The sequence below is a fragment of the Pseudomonas sp. B19125 genome (genome assembly GCF_044218855.1).
GTDB classification, from domain to species: domain Bacteria; phylum Pseudomonadota; class Gammaproteobacteria; order Pseudomonadales; family Pseudomonadaceae; genus Aquipseudomonas; species Aquipseudomonas edaphica.
On sequence record NZ_CP162589.1, the window covers coordinates 3,023,076 to 3,040,510 of the forward strand.

At 59.1% G+C, this 17,435-nt stretch carries 14 protein-coding genes; 9 read left to right on the plus strand and 5 right to left on the minus strand.

Annotated elements, in window-relative coordinates; genetic code table 11:
• Positions 1 to 126: 126 nt before the first annotated feature.
• Positions 127 to 2,352 carry an NADP-dependent isocitrate dehydrogenase gene (locus AB4P96_RS13830; protein WP_395600880.1) on the minus strand — a complete coding sequence of 742 codons (2,226 nt, stop codon included), beginning with the start codon at positions 2,350 to 2,352 and terminating at the stop codon, positions 127 to 129.
• Between the two features lie 493 nt (positions 2,353 to 2,845).
• Here AB4P96_RS13830 and icd point away from each other — a divergent pair, with 493 nt between their 5' ends.
• Positions 2,846 to 4,102: an NADP-dependent isocitrate dehydrogenase gene (gene icd, locus AB4P96_RS13835; RefSeq protein WP_017137506.1), complete on the plus strand. Its 1,257-nt coding sequence runs from the start codon at positions 2,846 to 2,848 to the stop codon at positions 4,100 to 4,102.
• Positions 4,103 to 4,180: 78 nt separating this feature from the next.
• Here the strand turns inward: icd and AB4P96_RS13840 are convergent, their stop codons facing one another.
• A complete protein-coding gene (locus tag AB4P96_RS13840; protein WP_099548040.1) occupies positions 4,181 to 4,492 on the minus strand; it encodes a cold shock domain-containing protein in 312 nt (103 codons plus the stop codon).
• 225 nt (positions 4,493 to 4,717) lie between these two features.
• Here AB4P96_RS13840 and clpS point away from each other — a divergent pair, with 225 nt between their 5' ends.
• Together clpS and clpA are read left to right on the plus strand one after the other, a co-directional pair.
• Positions 4,718 to 5,086, plus strand: a complete 369-nt coding sequence (clpS, locus tag AB4P96_RS13845; RefSeq protein WP_005789091.1) for an ATP-dependent Clp protease adapter ClpS — start codon at positions 4,718 to 4,720, stop codon at positions 5,084 to 5,086.
• A 29-nt stretch (positions 5,087 to 5,115) separates the two neighbouring features.
• A complete protein-coding gene (clpA, locus tag AB4P96_RS13850; RefSeq protein ID WP_053256828.1) occupies positions 5,116 to 7,386 on the plus strand; it encodes an ATP-dependent Clp protease ATP-binding subunit ClpA in 2,271 nt (756 codons plus the stop codon).
• A gap of 236 nt (positions 7,387 to 7,622) precedes the next feature.
• Here the strand turns inward: clpA and infA are convergent, their stop codons facing one another.
• The 3 genes from infA to aat all read right to left on the minus strand — a co-directional run bounded on the left by infA (position 7,623) and on the right by aat (position 9,386).
• The gene (gene infA / locus AB4P96_RS13855; protein WP_002553999.1) at positions 7,623 to 7,841 is read right to left on the minus strand and encodes a translation initiation factor IF-1; all 219 of its coding nucleotides are present in this window, start codon (positions 7,839 to 7,841) and stop codon (positions 7,623 to 7,625) included.
• Between the two features lie 100 nt (positions 7,842 to 7,941).
• Positions 7,942 to 8,649 (minus strand): arginyltransferase, encoded by a 708-nt coding sequence (locus AB4P96_RS13860; protein ID WP_017137504.1) that lies wholly within the window; start codon positions 8,647 to 8,649, stop codon positions 7,942 to 7,944.
• A 56-nt stretch (positions 8,650 to 8,705) separates the two neighbouring features.
• A complete protein-coding gene (aat, locus tag AB4P96_RS13865) occupies positions 8,706 to 9,386 on the minus strand; it encodes a leucyl/phenylalanyl-tRNA--protein transferase (RefSeq protein WP_017137503.1) in 681 nt (226 codons plus the stop codon).
• 494 nt (positions 9,387 to 9,880) lie between these two features.
• Here aat and AB4P96_RS13870 point away from each other — a divergent pair, with 494 nt between their 5' ends.
• Genes AB4P96_RS13870 through cysG form a run of 6 tightly spaced genes read left to right on the plus strand, consistent with a single transcriptional unit; the run spans position 9,881 to position 17,380 of the window.
• On the plus strand, positions 9,881 to 12,286 hold the full coding sequence (locus AB4P96_RS13870; protein ID WP_069788233.1) for a DNA translocase FtsK: 2,406 nt from the start codon (positions 9,881 to 9,883) through the stop codon (positions 12,284 to 12,286).
• Positions 12,287 to 12,340: 54 nt separating this feature from the next.
• Positions 12,341 to 12,964 carry an outer membrane lipoprotein chaperone LolA gene (gene lolA, locus AB4P96_RS13875; protein ID WP_017137501.1) on the plus strand — a complete coding sequence of 208 codons (624 nt, stop codon included), beginning with the start codon at positions 12,341 to 12,343 and terminating at the stop codon, positions 12,962 to 12,964.
• Positions 12,965 to 12,991: 27 nt separating this feature from the next.
• Complete coding sequence (locus AB4P96_RS13880) at positions 12,992 to 14,314, plus strand: replication-associated recombination protein A (protein ID WP_017137500.1); 1,323 nt, start codon at positions 12,992 to 12,994, stop codon at positions 14,312 to 14,314.
• Positions 14,314 to 14,688 (plus strand): fluoride efflux transporter CrcB, encoded by a 375-nt coding sequence (crcB, locus tag AB4P96_RS13885; RefSeq protein WP_017137499.1) that lies wholly within the window; start codon positions 14,314 to 14,316, stop codon positions 14,686 to 14,688. The genes AB4P96_RS13880 and crcB overlap by 1 nt, the downstream gene beginning before the upstream one ends.
• 16 nt (positions 14,689 to 14,704) lie before the next feature.
• Positions 14,705 to 15,985 carry a serine--tRNA ligase gene (gene serS / locus AB4P96_RS13890; protein ID WP_017137498.1) on the plus strand — a complete coding sequence of 427 codons (1,281 nt, stop codon included), beginning with the start codon at positions 14,705 to 14,707 and terminating at the stop codon, positions 15,983 to 15,985.
• On the plus strand, positions 15,986 to 17,380 hold the full coding sequence (cysG, locus tag AB4P96_RS13895) for a siroheme synthase CysG (protein WP_395600881.1): 1,395 nt from the start codon (positions 15,986 to 15,988) through the stop codon (positions 17,378 to 17,380). It begins immediately after the preceding gene.
• Positions 17,381 to 17,435 lie beyond the last annotated feature (55 nt).

Consider the following 17,435-nt stretch of genomic DNA (forward strand, 5'->3'; position numbering starts at 1 on the left):
AAGAAACTCGTGCAATGTGGGAGCAGGCAAGCCAGCTCCCACATTTGATCGGGGTTGTTCAATGAAATCGGGGGCACAAACAGAAACCCCGGCACATGGCCGGGGCTTCTTTGCATCCTTACAACCTTACTTCAACTTGGCAATGGCCGCGTTGAGGGTGTTGCTTGGGCGCATGGCTTTGCTGGTCAGCTCCGGGTTCGGCGCGTAGTAGCCGCCGATGTCCACTGGCTTGCCCTGTACGGCGTTCAGCTCGGCAACGATGGTTGCCTCGTTTTCGGCCAGGGTTTTGGCCAGTTCGCCAAACTGCGCTTGCAGTGCAGCATCTTCAGTCTGTGCGGCCAGGGCTTGAGCCCAGTACAGCGCCAGGTAGAAGTGGCTGCCGCGGTTGTCGATGTTGCCGACTTTGCGCGATGGCGACTTGTTGTTGTCCAGGAACTGGCCAGTGGCCTGGTCCAGGGTCTTGGACAGCACCAGGGCTTTCGGGTTGTTGTAGGTGACACCCAAATGCTCAAGGGACGCGGCCAGGGCCAGGAACTCGCCCAGGGAATCCCAGCGCAGGAAGTTTTCTTCAACCAGTTGCTGCACGTGCTTTGGAGCCGAACCGCCGGCGCCGGTTTCGAACAGGCCGCCGCCGTTCATCAGTGGCACGATCGACAGCATCTTGGCACTGGTGCCCAGTTCCATGATCGGGAACAGGTCGGTCAGGTAGTCACGCAGAACGTTACCGGTCACCGAGATGGTGTCCAGGCCCTTGCGGGTGCGCTCCAGGGTGAACTTCATCGCGTCGACCGGCGACATGATGCGGATGTCCAGGCCTTCGGTGTTGTGGTCTTTCAGGTAAGCCTGAACTTTCTCGACCACCACGCCATCGTGGGCACGCTTAGGGTCCAGCCAGAAAATGGCCGGGGTGTTGCTGGCGCGAGCACGGTTGACGGCCAGTTTGACCCAGTCCTGGATCGGCGCGTCTTTGGTCTGGCACATGCGGAAGATGTCGCCGGCTTCGACAGCCTGTTCCATCAGCAGGTTGCCCTTGCTGTCGGTGACGCGGACCACGCCGTCAGCCTTGATCTGGAAGGTCTTGTCGTGGGAACCGTACTCTTCGGCTTTTTTCGCCATCAGGCCAACGTTCGGCACGCTGCCCATGGTGGTTGGGTCGAAGGCGCCATTGGCCTTGCAGTCTTCGATCACTGCCTGGTAGATGGTGGCGTAGCAGCGATCCGGGATCACGGCCTTGGTGTCGTGCAGTTGGCCGTCGGTGCCCCACATTTTGCCTGAGTCACGGATCATGGCAGGCATCGAGGCGTCGACGATAACGTCGCTCGGCACGTGCAGGTTGGTAATGCCTTTGTCCGAGTTGACCATGGCCAGGGACGGACGAGCGGCGTACACCGCCTGGATGTCGGCTTCGATCTGCGCTTGCTGATCGGCCGGCAGGGCCTTGATGCGGGCGTACAGGTCGCCGATGCCGTTGTTCAGGTTAAAGCCGATCTGCTCCAGCACGACAGCGTGCTTGGCCAGTGCGTCTTTATAGAACTCGGCAACGATCTGGCCGAACATGATCGGGTCGGAGACCTTCATCATGGTGGCTTTCAAGTGGACCGACAGCAGTACGCCTTGTTTCTTGGCGTCTTCGATTTCAGCGGCGATGAAGCTGCGCAGGGCATTCTTGCTCAGCACGGCGGTGTCGATGATCTCGCCAGCCTGCAAGCTGGTTTTTTCTTTCAGGACGGTAGCGGTACCGTCCTTGGCGATCAGTTCGATCTTGACGGCGTCAGCCGCTTCGATCTGTACGGCTTTCTCGCTGCCGTAGAAGTCGCCGTTGCTCATGTGTGCGATGTGCGACTTGGAGTCGGCAGCCCAGGCGCCCATTTTATGCGGGTGCTTGCGCGCGTAGTTCTTGACCGACAGCGGTGCGCGGCGGTCGGAGTTGCCTTCGCGCAGTACCGGGTTCACGGCGCTGCCCTTGACCTTGTCGTAACGTGCGCGGGTTTCTTTTTCCGCGTCGGTGGTTACGGTTTCCGGGTAGTCCGGCAGGGCGTAGCCCTGGGCCTGCAGTTCCTTGATCGCCGCTTGCAGCTGCGGGGTCGAAGCACTGATGTTAGGCAGCTTGATGATGTTGGCTTCAGGCGTAACGGCCAGGTCGCCCAGTTCGGCGAGGTGGTCCGGGATAGCCTTGGTGCCCAGTTGCTCGGGGAAGCTTGCGAGGATGCGCGCGGCCAGGGAAATGTCGCGGGTTTCCACGGCAATATCAGCGGAAGCGGTGAAGGCCTCTACGATAGGCAGCAGTGAATAGGTGGCGAGGGCTGGGGCTTCGTCGGTGAAGGTGTAGATGATCTTCGAGCGGGTGGGCATATTCGGATTAACTCTCTTCTTTGCTGAAAGCGTGCGCAGAAACTCGAGATGCGCCGGGTGGAGCGCGTTCGTTCAAAGTCATCCATGAGCGAAATGTCGAGGTTTCTTCGCGGTGATGTTGGGTTGCATCAGTCGAGCGTCAAGCGGGTGGACTATTGTATTAGTCCTGCTTTGTAGCGGAAGGCTTTGTTCTAGAGCGGTCCGCCGTCGTGACTCTTTGGTCAGCGGCGGCATTATACATAGGTCGCTATGCTTACGCCGAGCCTTCATACAAAAGGTGTGTCGTCCATTGGTCTAAAGGTCGCAGGGCCCAGACTGCGACCAAAGTCGCACGATGTGCTCAAGATTGGCGATTTTGTCTTTGCTTTCAGGCTTGTAGGCGACAAATTATGCTGTTTTCGATGCAAATGAGCATGGCGTGAGGTTTCAGTCGCCATTTATCTGGAGTAGGCTCGAACGCAGCCAGATGTTCAATCCATAGATGGAGTTCAGCATGGGATACAAGAAGATTCAGGTTCCGGCAGTCGGCGACAAAATCACCGTCAATGCAGACCATTCTCTCAATGTTCCTGACCAACCGATCATCCCTTATATAGAAGGCGACGGTATTGGCGTCGACATCAGCCCGGTGATGATCAAGGTGGTCGACGCAGCTGTTGAAAAGGCCTACGGCGGAAAACGCAAAATCTCCTGGATGGAGGTGTATGCCGGCGAGAAGGCGACTCAAGTCTACGACCAGGACACCTGGCTGCCCCAGGAAACCCTGGATGCGGTCAAGGATTACGTGGTTTCCATCAAAGGCCCGCTGACCACGCCGGTTGGCGGCGGCATCCGTTCGCTGAACGTGGCCCTGCGTCAGCAGCTCGATTTATATGTGTGCCTGCGCCCGGTGCGCTGGTTTGAAGGCGTGCCCAGCCCGGTCAAGAAGCCTGGCGACGTCGATATGACCATCTTCCGTGAAAACTCCGAAGACATTTACGCCGGTATCGAGTGGAAGGCTGGTTCGCCGGAAGCCATCAAGGTGATCAAGTTCCTCAAGGAAGAAATGGGCGTTACCAAGATCCGTTTCGACCAGGACTGTGGCATTGGCATCAAGCCGGTTTCCAAGGAAGGCACCGAGCGCCTGGCGCGCAAAGCCCTGCAATATGTAGTGGATAATGATCGTGATTCGCTGACCATTGTGCACAAAGGCAACATCATGAAGTTCACCGAGGGTGCCTTCAAAGAGTGGGCCTACGGTATTGCCGAAAAAGAATTTGGCGCGACCCTGCTCGACGGCGGCCCGTGGATGCAGTTCAAAAACCCGAAGACCGGCAAGAATGTGGTGGTCAAGGACGCGATTGCCGATGCCATGCTCCAGCAGATTCTACTGCGCCCGGCGGAATATGATGTGATCGCCACGCTTAACCTCAACGGTGACTACCTGTCTGACGCGCTGGCGGCGGAAGTGGGTGGTATTGGTATTGCGCCGGGGGCCAATCTCTCCGACACCGTGGCAATGTTCGAGGCCACCCACGGTACTGCGCCTAAATATGCCGGCAAGGATCAGGTCAACCCGGGTTCGCTGATCTTGTCGGCGGAAATGATGCTGCGGCACATGGGCTGGACTGAGGCGGCGGATTTGATCATCAAAGGCACCAATGGCGCGATTTCGGCGAAGACCGTGACCTATGACTTTGAGCGTTTGATGGACGGCGCGAAGCTGGTGTCGTCGTCAGGGTTTGGTGATGCGTTGATTGCGCATATGTAAAGCGCTGCTGTAAAAAAGCCGGCCATTCTGATGACTCAGAATGGCCGGCTTTTTTGTGCCGTATTGCTTAAGGCGTTATCAGGCCGTTTGTTTCTTTTTTGATGGGGTGGCCTGACTTGTCCTGGGCTTTGTTTCGTGCGTTTCGTCGTGGATTGTTCCCGATGTAACTGCGCAGGCTGCACAAATTTCGACGGCGTGCAGCCCTTTCGGCCCTTGAATGATTAAAAACTCCACAGGCTGGCCCGCTTTTAGGGTCTTGTACCCATCCATGGTAATCGCTGAATAATGCGCGAAGAGGTCTTCTCCGGATTTTCCATCTGCGTTGATGAACCCATATCCCTTGGCGTTGTTAAACCATTTGACCTTGCCACTGACCTTGACGCCAGACATAACCATATCCCTCTGCACCAGACTCCATCACTGGAGTATCATCCAGTTTATCCGTCCTAACCCGAATAAATAAGGTTGACTGCGCGGACCTTTTTTACCCACTGTGGGTTCTATTGGTTGTAACACCGTTTCGCCGATAGTCAAGGCGACCAACCGGTCAGTAGTTGAAAATCTGACAGGTCGCCCCCACCACTGTATTTGAACCACTGACGAACCTTTCTTTCCATGCATGCAAACAGCCAGATTCGACTAACATTCAATCAGGATCGCCCGGATCAGGAACACGATGACGACGGTTCTGCAGGCATTGCTGTCCAGGAGGCGAAGCCTGCTCTTCAGGCGCCGCCGATGTACAAGGTGGTTTTGTTTAATGATGACTACACACCGATGGATTTCGTCGTCGAAGTGCTCGAGGTGTTTTTTAACCTGAACCGCGAGCTGGCGACCAAGGTAATGCTGGCCGTTCACACAGAAGGACGGGCAGTATGTGGAGTGTTTACCCGTGACATCGCCGAGACAAAGGCCATGCAGGTCAACCAGTACGCCAGGGAAAGCCAGCATCCGCTACTCTGTGAAATCGAGAAGGACGGTTAACGCCGACCACTTGGGTATGAGGTGAAGCTATGTTAAACCGCGAGCTCGAAGTCACCCTCAATCTTGCCTTCAAGGAGGCTCGTTCGAAGCGTCATGAATTCATGACCGTCGAGCACCTGCTGCTGGCACTTTTGGATAACGAAGCTGCCGCCACCGTTCTGCGTGCGTGCGGCGCCAACCTCGACAAACTCAAGCATGACCTGCAGGAGTTCATCGACTCCACCACGCCACTGATCCCCGTGCATGACGAGGACCGTGAGACCCAGCCAACCCTGGGCTTCCAGCGGGTATTGCAGCGTGCTGTCTTCCACGTACAGAGCTCCGGTAAGCGTGAGGTCACGGGCGCCAATGTGCTTGTGGCGATTTTCAGTGAACAGGAAAGCCAGGCAGTGTTCCTGCTCAAGCAGCAGAGCGTTGCCCGTATTGATGTCGTCAACTACATCGCCCACGGTATCTCCAAAGTGCCAGGGCACGGCGATCATTCCGAGGGTGAGCAGGATATGCAGGACGACGAGGGCGGTGAGTCTTCTTCTTCGGGCAATCCACTGGATGCCTATGCCAGCAACCTTAACGAACTGGCGCGCCAGGGGCGGATTGATCCGCTGGTGGGGCGTGAGCTTGAGGTTGAGCGTGTAGCGCAGATCCTCGCGCGTCGTCGCAAGAACAATCCGTTGCTGGTGGGTGAGGCCGGCGTGGGTAAAACCGCAATTGCCGAAGGCCTGGCCAAGCGCATCGTTGATAACCAGGTGCCTGATCTGCTGGCCAACAGCGTCGTCTACTCCCTTGATCTTGGCGCATTGCTCGCCGGGACCAAGTACCGTGGCGATTTCGAGAAGCGCTTCAAGGCGCTGCTCGGCGAGCTGAAAAAACGCCCGCAGGCGATTCTGTTTATCGATGAAATCCACACCATCATTGGCGCCGGCGCGGCGTCCGGTGGGGTGATGGACGCCTCCAACCTGCTCAAGCCGCTGCTGTCGTCGGGTGATATCCGTTGCATTGGTTCGACCACGTTCCAGGAGTTTCGCGGCATCTTCGAAAAAGACCGTGCCCTGGCGCGTCGCTTCCAGAAGGTCGACGTGTCCGAGCCTTCGGTTGAAGACACCATCGGCATCCTGCGCGGCCTCAAGGGACGCTTCGAGGCGCATCACGGCATCGAGTACACCGATGAAGCCCTGCGCGCTGCTGCTGAGCTGGCGTCGCGCTACATCAATGACCGGCATATGCCGGACAAGGCCATCGACGTGATCGACGAGGCGGGTGCCTACCAGCGCCTGCAGCCGGTCGAGAAGCGTGTGAAGCGCATCGACGTGCCTCAAGTCGAGGACATCGTGGCCAAGATCGCACGTATTCCACCCAAGCACGTCAACAGTTCCGACAAGGAACTGCTGCGTAACCTGGAGCGCGACCTCAAGCTCACGGTGTTCGGCCAGGATGCCGCTATCGACGCGCTGTCCACCGCAATCAAGCTCTCGCGTGCAGGCCTCAAGTCGCCGGACAAACCGGTCGGATCGTTCCTGTTCGCCGGCCCGACCGGCGTCGGCAAGACCGAAGCGGCGCGGCAATTGGCCAAGGCCATGGGCATTGAGCTGGTGCGTTTCGACATGTCCGAATACATGGAGCGCCACACCGTGTCGCGCCTGATCGGCGCGCCTCCGGGCTATGTCGGGTTCGACCAGGGCGGCCTGCTGACCGAAGCCATCACCAAGCAGCCGCACTGCGTGTTGCTGCTCGATGAAATCGAGAAGGCCCACCCGGAAGTCTTCAACCTGCTGCTGCAGGTCATGGACCACGGCACCCTGACCGATAACAACGGGCGCAAGGCGGACTTCCGCAACGTCATCGTGATCATGACCACCAACGCCGGTGCCGAGACTGCTGCGCGAGCCTCCATTGGCTTTACGCATCAGGATCACTCGTCCGATGCGATGGAAGTGATCAAGAAGAGCTTTACGCCGGAGTTCCGCAACCGTCTGGACACCATTATCCAGTTTGGTCGCCTCAGCCATGAGGTCATCAAAAGCGTGGTGGACAAGTTCCTTACCGAGCTTCAAGCGCAGTTGGAAGACAAGCGCGTGCAGCTTGACGTAACGGACGCGGCGCGCAACTGGCTGGCCCAGGGTGGCTACGACTCGGCAATGGGCGCTCGTCCAATGGCGCGTCTGATCCAGGACAAGATCAAGCGGCCACTGGCCGAAGAGATCCTGTTTGGCGAGCTTTCCGACCATGGTGGCGTGGTGCACATCGACCTGAAGGATGGCGAGCTGACCTTCGAGTTCGAAACCACCGCCGAAATGGCCTGATAGCTGATCGCAACACAGTAAAAAGGCGCCCAAGGGCGCCTTTTTGCTGTCTTGAATACGTTGGAGATCTACTGTGGGGGCTGGCTTGCCTGCGATAGCGGTGGGTCAGCTGAAGAATATTTTCCTGATAGACCGCCATCGCAGGCAAGCCAGCTCCCACAGGGATTTGTGGTGTTTAACAAAATTGCGCACACACAAAAACGCCCGGTATAACCGGGCGTTTTGTATTGACTTGCTTAACGAGCGCGGTAAGTGATGCGCCCTTTGCTCAAGTCATAGGGCGTCAGCTCGACGCGCACTTTGTCACCGGTAAGAATACGAATGTAGTTCTTGCGCATCTTGCCGGAGATATGCGCGGTTACGACGTGCCCATTTTCCAACTCCACACGAAACATGGTGTTGGGCAGGGTGTCGACGACAGTGCCTTCCATTTCGAAGCTGTCTTCTTTCGACATGCAGTAAAGCCCTCGGTATCCAGTGAATGGCCCGGTGCAACTGCGCCAGGCAAAAGCGGCGTGCATTGTGCCCGAAAAAGGGTGTTTAAGCCAAGGGGTTCTAGTTAAGCGTTACCCATCTTTGATTAATCAGTAGCTCAATGGGCCGATATTGGGTCTTGTAGTTCATCTTTTTGCAGTTCTTGATCCAGTATCCGAGGTACACCGCCTCCAGCTCCAGGCGCGCGGCTTCACCGATTTGCCACAAAATCGCAAAGCGCCCAAGGCTGCGGCGTTCTTCGGCCGGCTCATAGAAGGTGTAGACCGCCGACAGGCCGTTGGGCAGCAGGTCGGTCACCGCCACCGCCAGCAAGCGGCCGTCCAGGCGGAACTCATAGAAGCGCGAGAAGGGCAGGTCGCGCACCAGGAAGGTCGAAAACTGATCGCGGCTGGGCGGGAACATATCGCCGTCCGCATGGCGTTGTTCGATGTAGCGTTGGTAAAGATCGAAATATTCTTCGCTGTACTGCGGCTTGGTGGCCGTGACCGTCAGGTCGGCGTTACGTTTGAGGATGCGTTTCTGGTTGCGGTCCGGCAAAAACTGCGCAACCGGGATGCGTGCAGGCACACACGCATTGCAGTTCTGGCAATGGGGCCGGTACAGATGATCGCCGCTGCGCCGAAAACCCATCTCTGAGAGGTCGGCATACACATGCACGTCCATCGGCTGGCTGGGGTCGAGGAACAGTGTGGTGGCCTGCTCGTCAGGCAGATAGCTGCAAGAGTGAGCTTGAGTGGCATAGAACTTCAAGCGTGCCAGCTCGGTCATGATCAACCCTCGGGATAAGCTTTGAAATAAGTGTAAGCCAGGTACGAGGAAGTCGCCTAGGAAACCCACGGGCCAGAGCTGGGCTGGTCTAAATGGTTACGCAGGAAGCCGGCAAATTCACTGCGCGGTATGGCGCGGGCGCCGAGGCTGTGCAGGTGATCATTGGGCATCTGGCAGTCGATCAGTACAAAACCCCAGGCCTGCAACTGGCGGGTCAGCGTGGCAAAGCCGAACTTGGAGGCATTGTCGGCGCGGCTGAACATCGATTCGCCAAAAAATAACTGGCCCATTGCCAGGCCATACAGGCCGCCGACCAGCTTGCCTTCATCCCATACTTCGACGGAATGCGCGTAGCCGCGCCGGTGCAGCTCCAGGTAGGCGCTTTGGATACCTTCGGTGATCCAGGTGCCGTCTGCATAAGCGCGGGGCGCGGCGCAGGCCTGGATGACGGCGGCGAAGTCCTGATCAAAGGTCACGCTGTAGCGCTGCTGACGCAACAGTTTGCCGAGGCTGCGTGACACGTGCAGCTCGTCGGGGAATATCACCGTGCGCGGGTCTGGAGACCACCAGAGGATCGGCTGGCCGTCGGAGAACCACGGGAAACAGCCATGGCGGTAGGCCTGGATCAGTCGCTCGGCCGACAGGTCGCCACCGGCGGCCAGCAAGCCATTGGGTTCGCGCATGGCTTTGGCCAGCGGCGGGAAAGTCAGGGAATCGCGTTGCAACCAGGTCAGCATGGTATCCAGGCTTACGGTAGGGGAGGGGAGTGGCAGGTATGACGCCTGCCGCATGTGGGATGATTATTGTCGACATGGCGCTGTGGGGCCAGCCCGAATCGGGCATCCGCGCGCAATAGCGTTAATAGGTGTTTCTGCAACTCTACCCTTTGGGCGCGGTCGTAATCGGGTCTGGGCCATGCAGGCCAATTGCCAAGCTTGCCTGCTTTGATAAAAACAGCGCATAAGCCTTTGTCAGCAAAGACAATGCGTGCTCAAATTGAACAGGCTATGACACATCATCTGTGCAGGCCACCGGGTGAGGGCAAGTACGTGGCATCGTCGACGCAAACCCGTACAATGCGGGCATTGTGGCGTTTTCGCCCTTTCACCTGTTCATCACCCAATGTTAAAAGTAGTTTCAGCGACATTCGTTCATTTTTCAGCTGCTCGGATTGAGCAGTGTGCAGTCATTCAACAGATGGACGCGCTAAAGGCGCAGGAATAGACCCGTTTTGAAGAAATCCGCCGCAACACCTAAAGCAGCAGTCGTGCCGGCCTGGCGCCAGCACCTGCATTATCGACTCAAGGAAGGCGCGCTGATCGCTATCGGCGCCCTGTGCCTGTTCCTGATGATGGCCTTGCTTACCTATGGCAAGGACGATCCGGGCTGGAGCCACAACAGCAAGATCGAAGACGTGCAGAACTTCGGCGGCCCCGCCGGTTCCTACAGCGCCGATATCCTGTTTATGGTGCTGGGCTACTTCGCGTATATCTTCCCGTTATTGCTGGCGATCAAGACCTGGCAGATCTTCCGCCAGCGTCACGAACCGTGGCAGTGGAGCGGCTGGCTGTTCTCCTGGCGCCTGATCGGCCTGGTGTTCCTGGTGTTGTCCGGCGCGGCGCTGGCGCACATTCATTTTCATGCACCTACCGGCTTGCCGGCGGGCGCGGGCGGGGCGTTGGGCGAAAGCCTCGGCGACCTGGCGCGCAAGACCCTGAATATCCAGGGCAGCACCTTGATGTTTATCGCGCTGTTCCTGTTCGGCCTCACTGTGTTCACCGACCTGTCGTGGTTCAAGGTGATGGACGTGACCGGCAAGATCACCCTGGACCTGCTCGAATTGTTCCAGGGCGCAGCCAACCGCTGGTGGTCGGCCCGGGTCGATCGCAAACGCATGGTCGCGCAACTGCGTGAGGTGGACACCCGCGTTAACGAAGTGGTGGCCCCGAGTACGCCGGACCGCCGCGAGCAAGCCAAGGTCAAGGAACGCCTTATCGAGCGCGAGCAAGCCCTGAGCAAGCACATGTCGGACCGCGAGAAGCAGGTGCCGCCGGTGATTGCCCCGGCACCGCCCAAAGCGCCGGAGCCGAGCCATCGTGTGCAGAAAGAGAAGCAGGCGCCGTTGTTCGTCGACAGCGCCGTAGAGGGCACCTTGCCGCCGATCTCGATTCTCGACCCGGCCGAAAAGAAACAACTCAATTATTCTCCGGAATCCCTGGCGGCCGTCGGCCACCTGCTGGAAATCAAGCTCAAGGAATTCGGCGTCGAAGTCTCGGTGGATTCGATCCACCCAGGCCCGGTGATTACCCGTTACGAAATCCAGCCGGCAGCCGGCGTCAAGGTCAGCCGTATCTCCAACCTGGCCAAAGACTTGGCCCGTTCCCTGGCCGTGACCAGTGTGCGTGTGGTGGAAGTGATACCCGGCAAGACCACCGTCGGCATCGAGATTCCCAACGAAGACCGTCAGATCGTGCGGTTCTCCGAGGTGCTGTCGACGCCGGAATACGACAACTTCAAGTCACCGGTCACCTTGGCCCTCGGCCACGACATCGGCGGCAAGCCGGTGATCACCGACTTGGCGAAAATGCCGCACTTGCTGGTGGCCGGTACTACCGGTTCCGGTAAGTCGGTGGGCGTGAACGCGATGATTCTGTCGATCCTGTTCAAGTCCGGCCCGGATGACGCCAAGCTGATCATGATCGACCCGAAGATGCTCGAATTGTCGATCTACGAAGGCATCCCGCACCTGCTGTGCCCGGTGGTGACCGATATGAAGGACGCCGCCAACGCCTTGCGCTGGAGCGTCGCCGAGATGGAGCGTCGCTACAAGCTGATGGCGAAGATGGGCGTGCGTAACCTGTCGGGCTTCAATGCCAAGGTCAAGGAAGCCCAGGACGCCGGTACACCGCTGACCGACCCACTGTACAAGCGCGAAAGCATTCACGACGAAGCGCCGCTGCTGACCAAGCTGCCGACCATCGTGGTGGTGGTCGATGAATTTGCCGACATGATGATGATCGTCGGCAAGAAGGTGGAAGAACTGATCGCGCGTATCGCCCAAAAGGCCCGTGCGGCCGGTATTCACTTGATCCTCGCCACCCAGCGGCCGTCGGTGGATGTGATCACCGGCTTGATCAAGGCCAACATTCCAACGCGGATGGCGTTCCAGGTTTCCAGCAAGATCGACTCGCGCACTATCATCGACCAGGGCGGCGCCGAACAACTGCTGGGTCACGGTGACATGCTCTATATGCCGCCGGGCACCAGTCTGCCAATCCGGGTTCACGGCGCCTTCGTCTCCGATGATGAAGTTCACCGCGTGGTGGAAGCCTGGAAGCTGCGCGGCGCGCCGGAATACAACGACGACATCCTCGCAGGCGTCGAAGAGGCCGGCAGCGGCTTCGACGGCGGTAGCAGCGGTGATGACGATGCCGAAACCGACGCGCTCTACGACGAAGCCGTGGCATTCGTACTCGAAAGCCGTCGCGCTTCGATCTCTGCGGTGCAGCGCAAGCTCAAAATCGGTTACAACCGCGCCGCCCGCATGATCGAATCCATGGAAAACGCTGGCGTCGTAACCGCCATGAACACCAACGGTTCGCGTGAAGTCATCGCTCCCGGGCAGATGCGCGACTGATTCCGTGCTGCGTGACAACACGCAGCGCGCCCTGACGACTCAATGAGGATTCCCATGCGCTTTATCCGCATGCTGTTGTTGCCGGCACTGGCCCTGACTGCTGTTTCGGCCCACGCTGATCCGGCCTCGGTGGCCAGCCTGACTAACCTGCTGGACAAGTCCAAGACCCTGACCGCACGCTTCTCCCAGTTGACCCTGGATGCCGGCGGCACCCAGTTGCAGCAAACCGAAGGCGAAATGGCCGTACAGCGTCCTGGTCTGTTCTACTGGCACACCGAAGGCAAGGCCGAGCAGACGATTGTTTCCGATGGCCAGAAGGTCACCCTGTGGGACCCGGACCTGGAGCAGGCGACCATCAAGAAGCTCGACCCTCGTTTGAACCAGACGCCGGCGCTGCTGCTGTCGGGCGATGTATCAAAGATCAACGACAGCTTCGATATCACCTCCAAGCAAACCAGCAACGTGATCGAGTTCACCCTCAAGCCTAAATCCAAGGACACGCTGTTTGACAGCCTGAACCTGTCGTTCGGCAATGGCGTGATCAACAACATGCGCCTGATCGACAGCGTGGGCCAGCGGACCGATATCCTGTTCTCCGGCGTCAAGGCTAACCAGCCAGTGGACGCATCCAAGTTCAAGTTCGTCATCCCCAAGGGTGCCGACGTGATCCAGGAATAACCTGTCTAGAGGTTTCAAACGCTGCCCATGGATTTGTTTCGAAGTGACCCGATTGCTCAGCCTCTGGCGGCGCGTTTGCGCTCGACCAACCTGGATGAGTACGTCGGGCAGGAACACCTGCTCGCTCGCGGCAAGCCTTTGCGTGAAGCCCTGGAGCAGGGTGCGCTGCACTCGATGATTTTCTGGGGGCCGCCGGGCGTGGGTAAAACCACCCTGGCGCGGCTGCTGGCGAAAGTCTCGGATGCACATTTCGAAACGGTTTCGGCGGTACTGGCCGGGGTCAAAGAGATTCGCCAGGCGGTAGAAGTTGCCAAGCAACAGGCTGGGCAATACGGCAAGCGCACCATCCTGTTTGTCGACGAAGTGCATCGTTTCAACAAGTCGCAGCAAGACGCGTTTTTGCCGTATGTCGAAGACGGTACGTTAATCTTTATTGGCGCTACCACCGAAAACCCTTCGTTTGAACTCAACAATGCCTTGCTCTCGCGAGCGCGTGTCTATGTGCTCAAGAGCCTGGACGAAGCGGCGATGCAAAAGCTGCTGCATCGTGCCCTGAGCGAAGACAAGGGCTTGGGCAAGCGCCAGCTGAGTGTCAGCGAAGAAGGCTTCAAAATTCTGCTGGCCGCCGCCGATGGCGATGGTCGCCGCTTTCTGAACCTGCTGGAGAATGCCTCGGATTTGGCCGAAGACGGCCACGAGATTGGCGTCGACCTGTTGCAAAGCCTGCTCGGCGACACGCGCCGCCGTTTCGACAAGGGCGGCGAAGCCTTTTACGATCAGATCTCGGCACTGCACAAGTCTGTGCGCGGCTCCAACCCCGACGGCGCGTTGTACTGGTTTGCACGCATGATCGACGGCGGCTGCGACCCGCTGTACCTGGCGCGCCGCGTGGTACGCATGGCCAGCGAAGACATCGGCAACGCCGACCCGCGCGCCTTGAGCCTGTGCCTGGCCGCCTGGGATGTGCAGGAGCGCCTGGGTAGCCCGGAAGGCGAGTTGGCCGTGGCCCAGGCCATCACCTACCTGGCCTGCGCGCCAAAAAGCAACGCGGTGTACATGGGCTTCAAATCCGCCCTGCGCGCCGCTGCCGAATACGGCTCTCTTGAGGTGCCGATGCACCTGCGCAATGCGCCGACCAAGCTTATGAAACAGTTGGGTTATGGCGACGAATACCGCTATGCCCACGATGAGCCGGACGCCTACGCGGCCGGCGAAGACTACTTCCCCGATGAGCTTGAGCCCTTGCCGCTTTATCAGCCGGTGCCGCGTGGCCTGGAGCTGAAAATCGGTGAAAAGCTCAATCACCTGGCCCAACTCGACCGTCTCAGCCCAAAACAGCGGAGAAAGTAGTGCTCAAGACCATTCTTGCCGTGTCCGCCGCGGGCATCGCTGGTACATTATTGCGTTTCGCCACTGGCACTTGGGTCAGCGCCAATTGGCCGAAGCATTTTTATGCGGCCACTCTGGCGGTCAACCTGGTGGGTTGCCTGATTATCGGCCTGTTGTACGGCTGGTTCCTGTTGCGCCCCGAAGTGCCGATTGAGGTTCGCGCCGGCTTGATTGTCGGTTTTGTAGGCGGTCTTACGACCTTTTCATCCTTTTCACTGGATACGGTGCGCCTGCTGGAAAGCGGGCAAGCTTTGGTAGCTTTCGGTTACCTGGGCATCAGCGTGTTCGGCGGGCTGCTCGCCACCTGGGCTGGCCTGTCCTTGACCAAACTTTGATAAACGAGAGACCGACATGCTCGATTCCAAACTGTTACGTAGCAACCTTCAGGACGTAGCGGACCGCCTGGCATCCCGTGGCTTTGCCTTGGATGTTGCGCGCATCGAAGCGCTGGAAGAACAGCGCAAGACCGTCCAGACCCGCACCGAAGCACTGCAGGCTGAGCGTAATGCGCGTTCCAAATCCATCGGTCAGGCCAAGCAGCGTGGCGAAGACATCGCGCCGTTGATGGCGGACGTCGAGCGCATGGGCACCGAGCTGTCCGACGGCAAAGTCGAGCTGGAAGGCATTCAGACCGAGCTGGATTCGATCCTGCTGGGCATCCCGAATATTCCGCACGAATCCGTGCCCATTGGTGAAGACGAAGACGGCAACGTCGAAGTGCGCCGTTGGGGCACGCCAAAAGCCTTTGATTTCGAGATCAAGGATCACGTTGCGTTGGGCGAACTGACCGGCGGCCTGGATTTCGAAACGGCCGCCAAAATGTCCGGCGCACGCTTTGCTCTGCTGCGCGGCCCGATCGCGCGCATGCACCGTGCCCTGGCGCAGTTCATGATCAACCTGCACACCGCTGAACACGGCTACGAAGAAGCCTACACGCCGTATCTGGTGCAGGCGCCGGCGCTGATGGGCACCAGCCAATTGCCTAAGTTCGAGGAGGATCTGTTCAAGATCAGCCGCGACGGCGAAGCCGACCTGTACCTGATCCCGACCGCCGAAGTGTCGCTGACCAACATCGTCGCCGGCGAAATCCTCGACGCCAAGCAGCTGCCGATCAAGTTCGTGGCCCACAGCCCGTGTTTCCGTAGCGAAGCCGGCGCTTCGGGGCGTGACACGCGCGGCATGATCCGCCAGCACCAGTTCGACAAAGTTGAAATGGTGCAGGTTGTTGAACCGTCGACCTCCATGGAAGCCCTGGAAGGCCTGACCGCCAACGCCGAGCGCGTCCTGCAACTGCTGGAGCTGCCTTACCGCGTACTGGCGCTGTGCACCGGCGACATGGGTTTCAGCGCTGTAAAAACCTACGACCTCGAAGTGTGGGTGCCGAGCCAGGACAAGTACCGCGAAATTTCGTCGTGCTCCAACTGCGGTGATTTCCAGGCCCGTCGCATGCAGGCGCGTTTCCGCAACCCGGAAACCGGCAAGCCGGAACTGGTACACACCCTCAACGGTTCGGGCCTGGCCGTAGGCCGTACCCTGGTGGCCGTGCTGGAAAACTACCAGCAGGCCGACGGTTCCATCCGCGTGCCGGAAGTGCTCAAGCCGTACATGGGCGGCGTTGAGGTCATCGGCTAAATGGAATTTCTGCCGCTGTTTCATAACCTGCGCGGCAGTCGTGTGTTGGTCGTCGGTGGCGGGGAGATTGCCTTGCGCAAATCCCGGCTGCTGGCCGACGCCGGTGCGTTGCTGCGGGTGGTTGCTCCCCAGATCGAAGACCAGTTGCGAGAACTGGTGCTGGGCAGTGGCGGGGACCTGATTCTGCGCGGTTATCAGGAGGCCGACCTTGACGGCTGCGTTCTGATTATCGCGGCCACGGACGACGAGCCGCTGAACGCGCAAGTGTCCAGCGATGCCAAGCGCCGGTGCGTACCGGTCAATGTGGTGGACGCGCCAGCCCTGTGCAGCGTGATCTTCCCGGCGATTGTCGACCGTTCACCCTTGGTGATTGCGGTGTCCAGCGGCGGCGATGCGCCGGTGCTGGCGCGCTTGATCCGCGCCAAGCTAGAAACCTGGATTCCGTCGACTTATGGCCAGTTGGCCGGTTTGGCGGCGCGTTTTCGCGCCCAGGTCAAAGGTTTGTACCCGGATGTGCAGCAGCGTCGGGCCTTTTGGGAGGAGGTTTTCCAAGGCCCGATCGCCGACCGTCAATTGGCCGGGCAGGGCGACGAAGCTGAGCGTCTGTTGATCGAAAAGGTCAACGGCGCGCCGCCGTACGCGCCGGGCGAAGTCTATTTGGTCGGTGCAGGCCCAGGTGATCCGGACCTGCTGACCTTCCGCGCCTTGCGCCTGATGCAGCAAGCCGACGTGGTGCTGTATGACCGCCTGGTAGCGCCGGCGATTCTTGAGCTGTGCCGACGTGACGCCGAGCGTATCTACGTCGGCAAGCGTCGCGCCGACCATGCCGTGCCGCAGGACCAGATCAACCAGCAACTGGTGGACCTGGCCAAGCAGGGCAAGCGTGTGCTGCGACTCAAAGGTGGCGATCCGTTCATCTTCGGCCGTGGCGGCGAAGAGATCGAAGAACTGGCGGCCCATGGCATCCCGTTCCAGGTGGTGCCGGGGATCACGGCAGCCAGCGGTTGCGCGGCGTATGCGGGGATTCCGCTGACGCACCGTGACTATGCGCAGTCGGTGCGCTTTATCACCGGGCATTTAAAGAACGGGACCTCGGACCTGCCCTGGCATGACCTGGTGGGGCCGTCGCAAACGTTGGTGTTCTACATGGGCCTGATCGGCTTGCCGATCATCTGTGAGCAACTGATCAAGCACGGGCGCGCGGCGGATACCCCGGCGGCGTTGATCCAGCAGGGCACCACGTCCAACCAGCGTGTCTTTACTGGCACATTGGCGGATTTGCCGCGCATAGTGGCGGAGCATGAAGTGCATGCGCCGACACTGGTGATTGTCGGTGAGGTGGTGGTGTTGCGCGAGAAACTCAAGTGGTTTGAAGGCGCGCAATCCCAGGTCTGACATCGCCGCTGTGGTGAGTGATCTTAATGTGGCGAGGGAGCTTGCTCCCGTTGGG

Coding starts and splice junctions, on each gene's coding strand:
- AB4P96_RS13830 (WP_395600880.1), bottom strand. CDS start 2,352: ATGCCCACCCGCTCGAAGATCATCTACACCTTCACCGACGAAGCCCCA.
- icd (WP_017137506.1), top strand. CDS start 2,846: ATGGGATACAAGAAGATTCAGGTTCCGGCAGTCGGCGACAAAATCACC.
- AB4P96_RS13840 (WP_099548040.1), bottom strand. CDS start 4,492: ATGTCTGGCGTCAAGGTCAGTGGCAAGGTCAAATGGTTTAACAACGCC.
- clpS (WP_005789091.1), top strand. CDS start 4,718: ATGCATGCAAACAGCCAGATTCGACTAACATTCAATCAGGATCGCCCG.
- clpA (WP_053256828.1), top strand. CDS start 5,116: ATGTTAAACCGCGAGCTCGAAGTCACCCTCAATCTTGCCTTCAAGGAG.
- infA (WP_002553999.1), bottom strand. CDS start 7,841: ATGTCGAAAGAAGACAGCTTCGAAATGGAAGGCACTGTCGTCGACACC.
- AB4P96_RS13860 (WP_017137504.1), bottom strand. CDS start 8,649: ATGACCGAGCTGGCACGCTTGAAGTTCTATGCCACTCAAGCTCACTCT.
- aat (WP_017137503.1), bottom strand. CDS start 9,386: ATGCTGACCTGGTTGCAACGCGATTCCCTGACTTTCCCGCCGCTGGCC.
- lolA (WP_017137501.1), top strand. CDS start 12,341: ATGCGCTTTATCCGCATGCTGTTGTTGCCGGCACTGGCCCTGACTGCT.
- AB4P96_RS13880 (WP_017137500.1), top strand. CDS start 12,992: ATGGATTTGTTTCGAAGTGACCCGATTGCTCAGCCTCTGGCGGCGCGT.
- serS (WP_017137498.1), top strand. CDS start 14,705: ATGCTCGATTCCAAACTGTTACGTAGCAACCTTCAGGACGTAGCGGAC.
- cysG (WP_395600881.1), top strand. CDS start 15,986: ATGGAATTTCTGCCGCTGTTTCATAACCTGCGCGGCAGTCGTGTGTTG.